Below are 14,309 nucleotides of genomic sequence, written 5' to 3'. Positions count from 1 at the left end.
TACGCCCAAACCGCGTAGCCAATGACCGAGCGTGGGAAACGGAAACCTTTAAGGCGCGAAAGATCAGACAGATTCAACATGGCATCGCGCTACAACGACAAGTCGATGGCAACAACCTGACAATGCCTGTCGAACTGATAGGGCTGGAACCGGCCACAGCGTTTTGTGATGCGACTGTCCGCGATTCCGTCAGTCGGACAATCATCGGCAACAAACCATCAAGCCCGGCCACAGGTGCGATAGCCGCCACATAGCAGTCCCAGCGCAGCAAAAGCCCATGTCCAAGACAGTCGCGGATGGAACAGAACGCAGTTTTCTCGAAGACGGCGACACGGTGACCCTGCGCGGTTTTGCTCAGGGCGAGGATTACCGGATCGGCTTTGGGCGTTGCTGCGGACAAATCAGCCCCGTTCTGATGTACACAGAATGACGAGGGCGGCCAGTGCGCCGTATGAGCGCTTTAGTCGCCGGAAATCATCCCGGCAATCTCGGCAGCCGTAGCCTTAAGCTCCGGCAGGATGTCCATCGCACGCTCCTGTGTCATGCGTTGAGGGATCGAGGAAATCGACATCGCCAGATAGGCACTGCCGCGCGCATTGGGAACCGGCACGGTCAGCCCGGCCACGCCCACAAAGGTCACATCGCGCGCCCAGCCATAGCCGTTTTCACGCACCCGTTCGACCTCATCGCGCAAACTGTCCGGGGTCGCCTCGCCAAAAAGCTTTCTGTCCTGCGTCGCGCGCAAGATCACGTCTTCGGCCTCATCTTCCGGCATCGAAGCCAGAAGCGAGCGCCCGGAATGGCCGGACACGAGATGCAGAGTCTGATTGGCAGAGACCACATGGGTGCGGATCGGATAGGCCCCTTCGCAGCGCAGCAGGTAATGCGAAAAATCCCCCGTGCGCATTGCAAGGTAGACCGTATCACCACAGCGGTCGGCAAGGGCCTGAACGATTGGCCGCAAACGCGCCGGATCGCCCACCGGGCTCGGCGCGTTCAGACCCAATTCGTACATGATCGAGGACAGGCGATAACGCCGCCCGTTCGTGCGCTCCACGAACTGTTCCGCCGTCAAAGTCGCCAATATGCGATGCACCGTCGGACGGCTCAACCCCGTGCCCTCGGTCAGATCAAGCAGACGCGCACCGCGCGGGCCGTGCCGACCGAGTTCGCGCAGAATCAAGCAGGTGCGTTCCACCACCTGACTTTTGCCGCTTTTGTCTTTTGTCTCTTCCATAGGGTCACTCAAACCGTCCATCATTCGGACTTATTAACGGATTATGCTCCGATTTTCATGCTTTTAGTTGCAAATTTCTCCTATTTAAACAAGCCATAGCGCACTACTCAAGAGTCAAATTAATGGACATAGTGAGTATTCATAAGGAGGAAACGCATGACAAAGAGATTTGAAGGACAGGTGGCCGCCATCACCGGAGGCGCGCGCGGCATCGGTCGCGCCGTGGCGGAACGGCTCTTATCCGAAGGCGCGCACGTGGCAATCTGGGACCTCAAGGACGGCGAAAGCGCCGCCAAAGAGCTCGGAGAAAATGCCCGCGGATTTGCGGTCGATGTCTCGGACGAGGCCTCCGTCGAAGCCGCGCGGGACGCCACGGAAGCCGCCTTTGGCAAGATCGACATTCTCGTCACCGCCGCCGGGATCACCGGACCGACGCACCCCGTGAAAGGGCATGAGTTCGCCCCATGGCGGCAGGTGATCGACATCCATCTCGGCGGGGTTTTCCTCTGCACGCGGGCCGTTCTGGACGGTATGACCACGCGCAATTACGGGCGCATTGTCACAGTCGCCTCGGTGGCGGGCAAAGAGGGCAACCCCAATGCATCGAGCTACTCAGCCGCGAAATCCGGCATCATCGGCTTCACCAAATCGCTCGGCAAAGAACTTGCCCTGACAGAGGTCCGCGCCAACTGTTTCGCGCCCGGCCTGATCAAAACACCCCTGATGGAACAGCTGCCACCCGAGCAGGTTGAGTTTTCCCTGTCGCGAATCCCTCAGGGCCGTTTTGGCACGGTCGAGGAATGCGCCGCGATGATATGCTTCATGGCCAGCCCGGAATGCTCCTTCAATTCCGGATCGGTCTTCGATATGTCGGGAGGACGCGCGACATATTAAGTCCACCTTTTGGACCTTATCCCGAGAGTCGTACCGAAAATGTCCAAAAACATTTTCGGTACATTTTCCCGTTAAAGCACTTTATAATATACATAATTTTAAAAATATTCATGGTTGAGAATTTTATTTTCGCTTAAAAAATTCTCTTTTAGTCCACATAGTGGAACCTTTGAGTTGACCATTTTCGACGAGTTTTCCAGCATATACAGCATGGAGGAACACTCGCCCCAAACGCACAAAGACCAAGGGGCGCGTGCCATGGCTTCGGCCAATTGGAGAAACTGACGATTTGCTCAGAACGCACGGCAAGGCGGCACCCTCACCACGATGCGGGCGCGAGTGATTTGTCTACGGGAGGACATTATGAAGAAAACCCATATCCTTTTTGCATCCGCTCTCACGCTGATGGCCACCGGCGCGCTCGCCGAGGACACGTTCAAATTCGCGATGATCGACCCGTTCTCGGGCCCGGCCGCGATGGTGACCGAGCGGATCGAAAACGTGCTGCGCTACTCCGTCGATGAAGTGAACGCGGCAGGCGGGATCAACGGCCAACAGATCGAAATCCTGACCTTCGACAATAAAATGTCGGCTCAGGAAACCGCAATTCAGGCGCAAAAGGCGATCGACGCTGGCGCACGCATTCTTCAGACATCCGTCTCCTCTTCGAACACTTTCGCGCTTGTTGATTTTGTCAACAAACACAACCGCCGCAACCCGGACGATCAGGTTATCGTCTTTGACGGGGCCTCCCACGATCCGGCGATCACCGGCGAGAAATGCAGCTATTACAGCTTTTCCTGGGTGCTGGACGCTGACATGAAAACCGCAGGCCTCGCGCATTATCTGACCGAGCGGACGGACATCACGAAAGTTTATCTTCTGAACGCCGAAGGCTCCTCCGGTCAGACCACGCGTCAATCCGTGATCGAGATGGTCGGCGAGGCTCGCCCGGACATCGAGTGGGTCGGCGACGACACCCATCCGCTTCAGAAGATCACCGATTTCACGCCCTATATCGCAAAGATCAAAGCATCCGGCGCGCAGGCCGTGATCACCTCCGACTGGGGTGCCGATTTGGCGCTGGTGCTGAAAGCGGCGGGCGAAGGCGGTCTTGAGGCCGAATGGTTCACCTATTTCTCCACCGGTCCGGGCGCACCGACCGCGATGGCGCAATCCGGTCTCGATGGTAAGGTTTATTCGGTTTTTGACGGGGATGCGGGCGTTGCGAGTGACGATCTGCACGCTTTTGAGGCTGCGTATCGGAGCGCGAGCGGCTTTTCTGCTTCGCCTTTCCCGGGGGACGTTTCCGCGATCCGGGCTTTGACGCAAGCCGCAGAGAAGGCGGGTTCCAACGAGGTACACGATCTGATTGCGGCCTTGGAGGGGATCGAATTCACCACGGTTTACGGTGCCGCAGCCACGAGCCGGCCGGAAGATCACCAGATCATCACGCAAATGGCCGTGTCCAAATTCGTCGATGTGCCGGAAGGTACGCTGGACGAAGAAGGCACGGGCTGGGGCTGGGAGAACGTGGCGATTGTTCCCGCGGATGTGATTACGCTTCCGACGACCTGCGAGATGAAACGCCCGTAAAACCCGATCAAAAAAAGAAGGCATGGGGTGCGCAGAGCCCCCATGCCTTGTCTGTCGTGTCGGCGGACAAAGGAGAACTTATGACGCATTATCCCTATAAAGACATCACGGAGGGTCTCGGGTTCCCCGAAGGCCCTGTCGTGATGCCGGACGGTTCTGTGATCGTCTGCGAGATCAAGAATTGTTGCCTGACCAAGGTTTGGCCCGACGGCACGAAAGAGGTGGTCGTCAAACTCGATGGCGCGCCCAATGGCGCAGCGGTCGGCCCGGATGGGGCAATGTATATCTGTAACAACGGTGACGGCTTTGCCTGGGGTGATCCGGACGGCGTGATCCAGCCGGTGGGTGGCAATCCGCAGTATTCCGGTGGGCGCATCGAACGCGTGGATCTTGAGACGGGCGTTGTGACCGAACTTTACCGCGAGATCGACGGTCATCCGCTTTTGATGCCGAATGACATCGTTATCGACCGCGATGGCGGGCTTTGGTTCACTGATCACGGCACCCGCACGGAGCGCAGTTTTGTGCATGGCGGGCTCTATTATGGCAAGCCGGACGGCTCTTTTGCCACCACCATCGCCTATCCGATCACCACCGCGAATGGCGTGGGTCTGTCGCCGGATGAAAAGACGGTTTACGTCGCAGACACGGAGACCGGGCGTCTCTATTCCTATGATGTCACCGGCGCGGGCGAGATCCGCAAACCTAATCCTTTCGAGCCGGGCGAAGCCGTTCTGGCGCAACTCGAAGGTTTTAAGCGCTATGACAGCCTGGCCGTCGAGGCGAATGGCAACATCTGCTGCGCCGGCCTGACGCCGGGGTGCATCACGGTGATTTCGCCAGAGGGCAAAGAGGTCGAGACCATCGAGATGCCGGATGCCTTTGCGACCAATCTGGCCTTTGGCGGACCGGATATGAAGACCGCCTATGTCACCCTCTCCGGCTCCGGGCGGTTGATCGCAGTTGATTGGCCGCGTGCAGGCCTCAAACCAAATTTTTCGGGGCTATGATATGAGCGCAGAAGTCATCACATTCTCCCTGTTGAACGGCACGCTTTACGGCATGCTGTTGTTTTTGCTTGCGTCGGGTCTCACCCTCATCTTCTCGATGATGGGTGTGCTGAACTTTGCGCATGCCAGTTTCTTCATGATCGGCGCCTATTTCGGCTTTGAGATTTCGAAATACGTGGGCTTTTTCCCGGCGTTGATCCTTGCGCCCATTCTGGTCGGCCTCGTCGGCGCGCTGATCGAGCGCTATGGGTTGCGCCGTGTGCACAAATTCGGCCATTTGGGCGAGCTTTTGTTCACCATCGGCGTGGCCTTCGTGATCGAAGAAGCGGTTCAGATGATCTGGGGCCGCAGCCCGATGGATTATCAAATTCCCGCCGCGCTCGATTTCACCGCTTTCGAGATTTTCGGCACCGGATATCCGGCGTTTCGCCTGTTCATGCTTATCATGTCCGTCGCGATCTTTGCCGCCCTCGCCCTGCTTTTGACCCGCACCCGCGTGGGTCTCGTGGTCAAAGCGTCACTCACCCATCCTGAAATGGTCTCCATGCTGGGCCATGACGTGCCATTGGTGTTCATGTCCGTCTTCGGCGTTGGCTCTGCGCTGGCGGGCATCGCCGGTGTCATCGGCGGCCCGATCCTGATCACCCAGCCGTCCATGGCCATGTCGCTTGGTCCGATCCTCTTCGTCATCGTCGTGGTCGGCGGTCTGGGCTCGCTCTCGGGCGCTTTCGTCGCCTCGCTTCTCGTGGGCTTCATCCAGACCTTTGCCGTCGCCATCGACCTCTCCGTCGCCGATGTCTTTGGCCTCGTTGGTGTCACGCAACCGCCCGCCGCTCTCGGCGCGCTCGTCTCCGACATCTGGAACGTGTCCGTGTCCCAGATCGGTCCGGTCATTCCCTATCTCCTGCTCGTCGCAGTGCTGATCTTCCGGCCCATGGGGCTGTTCGGCAAACGCGCCTGATGCGGAAAGGATAAGAATAATGTCAGTCAACGCAGCTGAAACTCCGCAGCAGACCAGCACTCCTCAGAAATCAGGCCTTATCTCGGGCCTGCCCTGGGTCGCCATCGCGGTTGCCCTCGCGCTTCTGCCGATGATCTTCACCAGCAATTCGATGATCTCCACGCTGAACTATCTCGGCACTATGGCGATCTTTGCGCTCTCTTATAATGTGCTTTTGGGCCAGACCGGACTTTTGTCTCTCGGCCATGGCACATTCTTTGGCCTCGGCGGTTTCATCGCCACCCATGCCGTGCTGCATATGGCCGATGCAGGGTGGAATTTCCCGCTACCGCTCGTGCCGCTCATCGGTGCGGCCGGGGCGCTTGTCCTCGGCTTCTTCGGCGGCTGGCTCGCCTCCGGCCGGGGCGGGATGCCCTTTGCCATGATCACGCTGGGGCTTGCCGAGCTGGTCTATGCCGCAGCCGCACTTTTCCCGTCGATCTACGGATCGGAAGAAGGCATTTCCATGGACCGCATGGACCTTGGCGCCTCCTTCGGTATGGATTACGGCCCGACCCTGGACATCTATGTCATCGTTGCGGTTTGGTTCCTGATCTGCGCAGCGCTTCTGTATTTCTTCTCGAAAACCCCGCTGGGCCTTTTGGCCAACTCCGTGCGCGACAATGCAGAACGTGTTGAATTCATTGGGTTTTCGTCCAAACGTGTGCGCATGCTGGCCTATGCCATCGCCGCAGCCATCGCCGGTGTGGCGGGCTCTCTCGCCGCACTGAACTTCGAGATCATGACGGTCAATGAGCTGGGCGCCGCAACCTCGACGCTGGTACTCTTGATGACCTATATCGGCGGGACCAAACATTTCTTCGGTCCGGTTTTGGGCGCGATTGTCATCGGTCTGATGAAAATCTGGCTGTCGGATATTTCCTCCGCCTGGATGATGTATTTCGGCCTTTTGTTCATCTTCGTGGTGATGGTGCAGCCTGCGGGTCTTGCGGGCATCCTGATGTCCGGCGTGACCCTCATGCGCTCCGGCACCTTCAAAATGCAGGCGCCGCTTCTCGCCCTGATCGGTCTCACGGGCCTGGCGACACTTGTCGGCATTATCGTTCTGACCGAGCTGGCATATCGTGCCGGCCTCGATGCAGGGCTTGGGCCGCAGATGACGGTGCTTTGGCTGCCGCTCAATGCCACCTCCGTTCTGTCCTGGGGTTTCGGTTTCGTACTGGTTGCGGGTGGCGTTTTGACCATGCGCCCGCTTCTCGACCGGCTGGACACACTCCGCCACAGCCTCGGCAAAGGAGAGATGGCATGACCAACGCACTTGAAATCAAGGACCTGCGCAAATCTTTCGGCCCGGTGGAAATCATCCGCGGCGTGAACCTCGATCTGCGCAAAGGCGAACGTCATGCGCTGATCGGGCCGAACGGGGCTGGGAAATCGACGCTGTTTCACCTGATCTCGGGCCGGATCACCCCCACTTCCGGGCAGATCCTGTTTGACGGCAAGAACATCGCGGGCCATCCGCCCGCAGAAATCGTGCGCGCGGGACTGTCGCGCAGTTTCCAGATCACCAACATCTTTCCTCAGATGACGGTGACGGAAAACCTGCGTTGTGCCGTGCTTTGGAAACTCGGGCATCGTTATACGCTGCTGCGTCCAACCTCATCCCTCAAGGATGTGGCCGCGGAATGCGAGCGCCTGTTGACCGAGCTTGGCCTGACCCACCGCGCGCACGACACCGCCGACAGCCTGACCTACCCCGAGCAGCGCGCTCTGGAACTGGGTCTGGCGGTCGCCTCGGGGGCCAACACGCTTTTGCTCGACGAACCCATGGCGGGGATGAGCCATTCGGAAACCGATGCGGCGTTGCAGCTCATCATGAAGGTGACCGAGGGCAAAACCTTGCTGATGGTGGAACACGACATGGGTGTGATTTTCGAAATGGCCGACCGGATTTCCGTTTTGGTCTACGGCGAGATCATCGCCACCGGAACGCCTGAAGAAATCCGCGCCAACCCTGCGGTGCAGGAGGCCTATCTGGGCGCGAGCGAGGAGGATGCAGCATGACCAAGCCTGAGCTGAACATCAAGGCGGAAACACTCCTGTCCGTCAAAGACCTGCAAGCCTGGTATGGCAAGAGCCACATTCTGCATGGTGTGAACCTTGAGGTCAAACGTGGCGAGATCGTCTCGCTTCTGGGCCGCAACGGCGCCGGACGTTCGACGCTTTTGAAAGCGATCATGGGGGCCGTGACCACCAAGGGCGAAGTGTCCTTTGGCGGGCAGGCGCTTGGCGGGCAAAAGCCGCATAAGATCGCCTATGCGGGCATCGGCTACGTGCCGGAAAGCCGCGATGTGTTTCCCGATCTGACGGTGCGTGAAAACCTCATTCTGGGGCTGAAGTCCAAGGGCGAAGGCCGTTGGACCATGGAGGACATCTTTGATCTCTTCCCCGTCCTGCGCACCCGCGCCGAGACCAATGCCGGATCGCTGTCGGGAGGCGAGCAACAGATGCTCACCATCTGCCGCACGCTGATTGGCGACCCGGACCTGATCATGGTGGACGAACCGACCGAGGGCCTCGCGCCGAAAATGGTCGCCGCTGTCGGTGAGCTTTTGGAGCGCATCGCCGCGAAAGGCGTGTCGATCCTTTTGGTCGAACAGAAACTCGTGATCGCCCTCGATATTTCTCACCGGCTCTACGTCATGGGGCATGGTGAAATCGTTTTCGAAGGCACGCCCAAAGGGTTGATGGACAGCCCCGACGTGCGCGCCGAATGGCTGGAGGTATAAGATGAGCAGACCTGTTGCTCTTGTAACCGGCGCCCGTCAGGGGCTTGGACGTGGCATTGCTTTGGCGATGGCCAAGGCGGGCTTTGATGTCGCCGGGCTTGATATTGTCACCGATGAGAAATCCGACGCGGTTGTCAAAGAACTCGAAGCCTTGGGCGCGAAAGCCTATTTCGGCCAGATGGACCTCTCCGATCTCTCGGCCCATGAGGGTGCGATTGCAGCGGTCGAAGCGGCGCTTGGCCCCGTCGATGCGCTGGTGAACAACGCAGGCATCGCGGCGCGTCCGCTCACGGACATTCTCGATCTCGGCGCCGAGGCGTTTGATAAAAACCTCGGCGTCAACCTGCGCGGCAATTTCTTTTTCACCCAAGCCGTGGCGAAACGCATGATCGCGCGGGAGGTGGAGAGCTATCGCTCCATCACCTTCATCACCTCGATCGCCGCCACCCATGTCTCGACCGACCGCAGCCCCTATTGCGTCTCGAAAGCGGGCCTGTCGATGGTGGCGCAACTCTACGCCGACCGACTCGGCGCGCATGGCATTGCGGTGCATGAAATCCGTCCGGGCTTTATCCGCACCGAAATGACTGGCTCCGCGCCGACGGACAAAATCGATGCTTATATCTCTTCCGGTCAGGTCGCCCAGAAGCGCTGGGGCGAGACCTACGACATCGGCACCGTGGCCGCCTCGCTCGCCTCGGGCGCCCTGCCCTATGTGACCGGACAACCGATTTACGTGGACGGTGGGTATCACATCCCCACCGCCTGAACCCAAGGGGCTTTTGCCCCGACCCTGACACCCTTTTCCCCCGACCGGCCCACCGGATCGGCCCCGATGCCTGACGGGCAACGGACGGGGAAGCTCTGAGCAAAGGAGATTTGAACATGCTCGATGATCAACCTTATCGCGACGGCGAAGTGACGGTCGGCGGCGTGGCCGTGCGCTACCGTGTGGCCGGTCCCGACAACGACCGTTTGCCGCTTGTGCTTGTGCATGGCACGGCGGGCTCCATCGACGGTCACTATGGCTATATCTTCCCGATGATGGCCTATCGTCAAAAGGTCATCGCCCTCGACTGGTCCGAACCGGCGGGCGACACGGTCGAGTTGGCCGATCTGGTTGCACAGGTCAAAGCGGTGATCGAGGCCGAGGTGCCCAATGGTCCGGTAACGCTCATGGGCTACTCCTTGGGCGCTTGTGTGGCCGCGAAAGTGGCCGCCGAAATGGGCAACAAGATCAAGAACCTGATCCTCGCCGCAGGTTGGCTCAAGACCGACACGCATCAGAAAATGCGCAACGATGTCTGGCGTCAGCTCCGCGATCAGGACAGTGCCTCGATCACGCAATACATGACGTTTTGCGCCTTCTCTCCTGCCTTCCAGAACCTCAAGACCCTGGACGAGATGAAAGCCGCCGCCGGGATGCTCAAAATGAGCGCTTTCGTCGACAAACAGATGGACCTGAACACCCGCATCGACATCGCCGCCGAGTGCGAAACCATCACGGCGAAGACGCTGGTGATCGGTTGCACCTTTGACATGATGGTGCCGAAACATCACTCCAAACAGCTTTTCGGCGCCATCGAAGATGCGCGCTACGCCGAGATCCCCTCGGGTCACGCCGTCGTTCACGAACGCGCCGCCGAGCTTTTCCACTATGTCGACCGGTTCTCCGCCCAGCCCGATCAATATGAGGCAGGCGCGATCATTCCGGCCCAGAAACCCTGAGGAGACACGTAAATGACGACTGTTACCGAAATTCTGATCATCGGCACCGGCTTTGCGGGCCTCGGCATGGCGATCCAGCTTAAACGCACCGGGCGCGACGATTTCATCGCCATCGAACGCGCCGACGACGTGGGCGGCACATGGCGCGACAACCACTATCCGGGCATCGCCTGCGATGTGCCCTCGCATCTCTATTCCTACAGCTACCTGCCCAATCCCGACTGGACCCGCGTCTTCTCTCCGGGGCCGGAAATTCAGGCCTATATTCGCAAATGTGCCGAAGATGAGGGCATCCTGCCGCACATCCATTTCCACACGGAGATGCTCAAAAGCACATGGGATGAGGCCAAGAAACGCTGGGTCGTCGAGACCTCCAAAGGCACCTATGAAGCGAAAATCCTGATCACCGGCACGGGCCACCTCGCCGACGGTCACATGCCCAACATTGAGGGCCTCGATGGCTTTGAAGGCGATGTGTTCCACTCCGCCAACTGGGACCACTCCGTCGATCTCGAAGGCAAACGCATCGGTGTTGTCGGTTCCGGCGCATCCGCCATTCAGATCATTCCCGAGATGCAGAAACTCGCCTCCGAGATGGTCGTGTTTCAACGCTCCGCACCCTATATGATCCCGCGCTGGGACCGCGAATATACCGAAGGCGAGCGTCGTCTGTGCCGCCGTGATCCGTCCGTGATCGACGAGATGCGTTCTGAAATTTTCTGGGCCGGGGAATTCAACTTTGCCCAGCGTCGCAACATCCCGCGCTTCCTCAATGAGGCCAAGGCACTCGCCGTGCGTCATCGCGAGGACAACGTCAAAGACCCCGAGCTGCGCGCCAAACTGACCCCGGATTACGAGATCGGCTGTAAGCGCCTGCTGATCTCCAACACCTATTATCCGGCCATGTCCGCTGAGAACACCACGCTTGAGGCTTCCGCTCTCAAGAAGGTCGAGAACGGCAAGGCGATCGCGGCAAGCGGCACGGAATACGATCTCGATGTGCTGGTCTTCGCGACCGGGTTCGAGGCCGTACGCCCGCCCTTCGCCACGCGCATTTTCGGCTCCGAAGGTATCAGCCTCGACGCCCATTGGGATCGCGGGATGCAGGCTTACGACTCGATTGCGGTCAACGGCTATCCGAACCTCTTCATCATCAACGGTCCGAACACCGGTCTCGGCCACAACTCGGTGGTCTATATCATCGAGGCGCAGGTCGATTACATCCTCGGTGCGCTCGATGCGATCGAGAGCCAAAAGGTCGAGGTGATCGAAGTGAAACGCGAGGCCGAAGACGCCTATATGGACAAGATCGACCGGATGTCTCAGGGCACCGTCTGGCTCGCCGGTGGCTGTAAATCCTGGTACGTGGATGACCGCTCCGGCCGTCTGACGCTGGTCTGGCCCGATTTTGCTCATAGTTTCCGTGACGAGAATGGAACTTTCCACCCGGAAGGTTACATGATGAACAGCGCGCCTGTGGCGGCTGAGTGAGGAGAGAATTTCATGTTGAAAAACAAGACCATCATCGTGACAGGTGTCTCGTCGGGCATCGGTCAGGAAACCGCGAAACAGATCAAGGCGGCGGGCGGCAAGGTCATCGGCATCGACCGCAACGCGCCCAGTGTTCAGCTGGACGCCTTTCATCAGGTCGATCTGACCGATGAGGCCGCGCTCGATGCGCTGATCGATGAGCTCAAATCGGTGAAAGCCGACGGGCTTGCCAATATCGCGGGCGTGCCGCCGACCGCGCCGAAAGAGGTCGTTTTGACGGTCAATCTCGTGGCGCTCAAAAAGCTCACTCTGGGCCTCGTCGACAGCCTCAATGACGGCGCGTCCATCGTCAATCTCGCCTCGCTCGCGGGGCTTGGCTGGGAAGGCGAAGTGGCCAAGATCAAGGCCGCCGAGGGTCTGACGCATGAAGGTGTCGCGGACTTCTGCGCCGCCCATGAGATCACCGCTGCGAACAGCTATTTCTTTACAAAACAGGCGCTTGTGGTCTGGACACATGAGAACCGCTGGACCTGGCGCGATCGTGGCATTCGGATGAATTCCGTCAGCCCCGGTCCCGTCGACACCCCGATCCTCGGCGATTTCCTTGAGACGTTGGGCGAGCGGGCCGAAGAGGACATGCGCATCATGGATCGTCCCGGCACGCCGACCGATATCGCGCCGGTGGTGACCTTCCTGCTGTCAGATGGGTCCGTCTGGCTGCGGGGCGTGAATATTCCCACCGATGGCGGCATGCGGGCGCATATCGAGGCCACGTCGCACGGGCTGAATTAAGGAGATATCAATGAGCTTGGATTTACTGATCGGCGGCGCGGATGTCGCTGCTGCAGGGGCAAAAACCTATGATCGCATCGACCCTGTGACGGGCGATGTGGCGACCAAAGCTGCCGCCGCTTCCGTGGAAGATGCTTTGAAAGCCGTGGCGAGCGCTGAGGCCGCCTTTGCAGAGTGGTCCGCCACCGGGCCTGAGGCACGGCGCAAGATTTTGGTCAAAGCGGGCGACATCATGGATGCGCGCGCGGGCGAGTTCGTCGAGGCCATGGTGACCGAGACCGGCGCGACGGCGATCTGGGCCGGGTTCAACGTGCATCTTGCGGCGGGCATGCTGCGCGAAGCGGGCGCGATGACGACGCAGGTGGGCGGCGAGGTGATCCCGTCAAACAAACCCGGCACGCTGGCGATGGCGGTCGCGAAACCGCGCGGCGTGTGCCTTGGGATTGCGCCGTGGAACGCGCCGGTGATCCTTGGCACGCGGGCGGTGGCGACGGCTCTGGCCTGTGGCAACACGGTGGTGCTGAAGTCGTCTGAGATGTGCCCGAAAGTGCATCGTCTGATCGGCGAATGTCTGGTTGAGGCGGGGCTTCCGGCCGGGGCGATCAACGTGATCTCGAACGCGCCGGAGGATGCCGCCGATGTGGTCAAGGCGCTCATTGAGGCGCCCGCAGTGCGGCACGTCAACTTCACCGGCTCGACAAATGTAGGACGCATTATCGGGCGTTTGGCAGGCGAAAACCTCAAACCGGCACTTCTTGAGCTGGGCGGCAAGGCGCCGTTTGTGGTGCTGGAAGATGCCGATCTCGACGGCGCTGTGAACGCGGCCATCTTCGGGTCCTTCATGAACCAGGGCCAGATTTGCATGTCTACCGAACGCATCATCGTGGTCGAGGCCGTGGCAGATGCTTTCATCGAAAAGCTTGCAGCCAAAGCCGCGAGCCTGCCCTATGGCAACCCGCGTGAGAAGGTCGTTTTGGGGTCTCTGGTGACGGAAGCTGCGGCGGAAAAGATGGACGCCTTGATCGCGGACGCGACCGCGAAAGGCGCGAAACTCGTGGCCGGCGGCGCGCGGGACGGCGCGATCCATTCGGCCACCTTGCTCGACGGCGTGACGCCCGAGATGCGGATCTACGCCGAGGAAAGCTTTGGTCCGGTGAAGTCGATCATCCGGGTGAAAGACGCCGATGAGGCCATCGCGATCGCCAACGACACGGAATATGGGTTGTCGGCGGCGGTATTCTCACAGGACATCACCAAGGCGATGGAGGCGGCAAATCGCATTCAAAGCGGCATTTGCCACATCAATGGGCCGACGGTGTCGGACGAGCCGCAAATGCCGTTTGGCGGTGTGAAGGATTCCGGTTTTGGTCGGTTTGGTGGCAAGCTCGGGATCAATGAGTTCACGGTCACCCGCTGGATCACCATCGAAGATCCGAAACAGCATTATCCGTTCTAAAATCGGACAGGACACGATCAGCGGTGCGCAGAGGTGCGCCGCTGACCTTTTAAGTGGCGCGATGTCGTGCGACATTTCCATCACCACGGCACGATGTTCGCAGCGGGTCTGAACAAGGACCTAAAGCACAAACCCCTCCCGAGCGACAGCCCACCAAAGCCTGTTTACGGCCCATGATCGCACCGTTTGATGGGACGCGATAATGACACGTTCTGCGAAAATATCTCGACCATGCGCTGAGACGATACAACTGGGGTCAGACCCCATTGGTCTGCGCAAGGTTCTGTCGCAAACTTTGTATATCGGTTTCTGCGTGATGGCCGATATGCCGTTGCGTAAAAAGAACAGGCGGGCA

The 14,309-nt window shown here is 59.4% G+C and carries 15 protein-coding genes; 14 read left to right on the top strand and 1 reads right to left on the bottom strand.

Translation table 11 applies throughout. From position 1 onward, the window contains the following. Together J5Y17_RS18355 and J5Y17_RS18350 are read left to right on the top strand one after the other, a co-directional pair. Window positions 1–254, top strand: a 254-nt coding sequence (locus J5Y17_RS18355; RefSeq protein ID WP_219787313.1) for a hypothetical protein, incomplete at its 5' end; no start/stop codon positions are given. A 23-nt stretch (window positions 255–277) separates the two neighbouring features. Next, window positions 278–430 carry a hypothetical protein gene (locus J5Y17_RS18350; RefSeq protein WP_219787312.1) on the top strand — a complete coding sequence of 51 codons (153 nt, stop codon included), beginning with the start codon at window positions 278–280 and terminating at the stop codon, window positions 428–430. 30 nt (window positions 431–460) lie between these two features. Here the strand turns inward: J5Y17_RS18350 and J5Y17_RS18345 are convergent, their stop codons facing one another. After that, window positions 461–1,237, bottom strand: coding sequence for an IclR family transcriptional regulator (locus J5Y17_RS18345; RefSeq protein ID WP_219787311.1), 777 nt, complete (start codon window positions 1,235–1,237; stop codon window positions 461–463). A gap of 156 nt (window positions 1,238–1,393) precedes the next feature. Between J5Y17_RS18345 and J5Y17_RS18340 the strand changes: the two genes are divergently transcribed. The 12 genes from J5Y17_RS18340 (at window position 1,394) to J5Y17_RS18285 (ending at window position 13,954) form a co-directional block, all read left to right on the top strand. Next, window positions 1,394–2,131, top strand: coding sequence for an SDR family NAD(P)-dependent oxidoreductase (locus J5Y17_RS18340; protein WP_219787310.1), 738 nt, complete (start codon window positions 1,394–1,396; stop codon window positions 2,129–2,131). A gap of 363 nt (window positions 2,132–2,494) precedes the next feature. Further along, the gene (locus J5Y17_RS18335) at window positions 2,495–3,727 is read left to right on the top strand and encodes a branched-chain amino acid ABC transporter substrate-binding protein (RefSeq protein WP_219787309.1); all 1,233 of its coding nucleotides are present in this window, start codon (window positions 2,495–2,497) and stop codon (window positions 3,725–3,727) included. An 80-nt stretch (window positions 3,728–3,807) separates the two neighbouring features. Further along, entirely contained in the window at window positions 3,808–4,737 is a 930-nt protein-coding gene (locus J5Y17_RS18330; RefSeq protein ID WP_219787308.1) for an SMP-30/gluconolactonase/LRE family protein, read from the top strand. A gap of 1 nt (window position 4,738) precedes the next feature. Then, complete coding sequence (locus J5Y17_RS18325; protein WP_219787307.1) at window positions 4,739–5,698, top strand: branched-chain amino acid ABC transporter permease; 960 nt, start codon at window positions 4,739–4,741, stop codon at window positions 5,696–5,698. Between the two features lie 19 nt (window positions 5,699–5,717). Next, a complete protein-coding gene (locus J5Y17_RS18320; RefSeq protein WP_219787306.1) occupies window positions 5,718–7,007 on the top strand; it encodes a branched-chain amino acid ABC transporter permease in 1,290 nt (429 codons plus the stop codon). After that, the gene (locus tag J5Y17_RS18315) at window positions 7,004–7,762 is read left to right on the top strand and encodes an ABC transporter ATP-binding protein (protein ID WP_219787305.1); all 759 of its coding nucleotides are present in this window, start codon (window positions 7,004–7,006) and stop codon (window positions 7,760–7,762) included. Before J5Y17_RS18320 ends, J5Y17_RS18315 begins: the two co-directional genes overlap by 4 nt. After that, complete coding sequence (locus tag J5Y17_RS18310) at window positions 7,759–8,487, top strand: ABC transporter ATP-binding protein (RefSeq protein WP_219787304.1); 729 nt, start codon at window positions 7,759–7,761, stop codon at window positions 8,485–8,487. The genes J5Y17_RS18315 and J5Y17_RS18310 overlap by 4 nt, the downstream gene beginning before the upstream one ends. Window position 8,488: 1 nt before the next feature. After that, entirely contained in the window at window positions 8,489–9,256 is a 768-nt protein-coding gene (locus tag J5Y17_RS18305) for a 3-ketoacyl-ACP reductase (protein ID WP_219787303.1), read from the top strand. 116 nt (window positions 9,257–9,372) lie between these two features. Continuing rightward, a complete protein-coding gene (locus J5Y17_RS18300; protein ID WP_219787302.1) occupies window positions 9,373–10,215 on the top strand; it encodes an alpha/beta fold hydrolase in 843 nt (280 codons plus the stop codon). Between the two features lie 12 nt (window positions 10,216–10,227). Beyond that, on the top strand, window positions 10,228–11,706 hold the full coding sequence (locus J5Y17_RS18295; protein WP_219787301.1) for an NAD(P)/FAD-dependent oxidoreductase: 1,479 nt from the start codon (window positions 10,228–10,230) through the stop codon (window positions 11,704–11,706). 12 nt (window positions 11,707–11,718) lie between these two features. Then, the gene (locus J5Y17_RS18290) at window positions 11,719–12,498 is read left to right on the top strand and encodes a coniferyl-alcohol dehydrogenase (protein WP_219787300.1); all 780 of its coding nucleotides are present in this window, start codon (window positions 11,719–11,721) and stop codon (window positions 12,496–12,498) included. A gap of 10 nt (window positions 12,499–12,508) precedes the next feature. After that, window positions 12,509–13,954: an aldehyde dehydrogenase gene (locus tag J5Y17_RS18285; RefSeq protein WP_219787299.1), complete on the top strand. Its 1,446-nt coding sequence runs from the start codon at window positions 12,509–12,511 to the stop codon at window positions 13,952–13,954. Window positions 13,955–14,309 lie beyond the last annotated feature (355 nt).

The sequence above is a fragment of the Celeribacter sp. PS-C1 genome (genome assembly GCF_019429625.1).
GTDB lineage: Bacteria > Pseudomonadota > Alphaproteobacteria > Rhodobacterales > Rhodobacteraceae > Celeribacter.
This window is presented reverse-complemented; position numbering and strand designations above follow the sequence as displayed.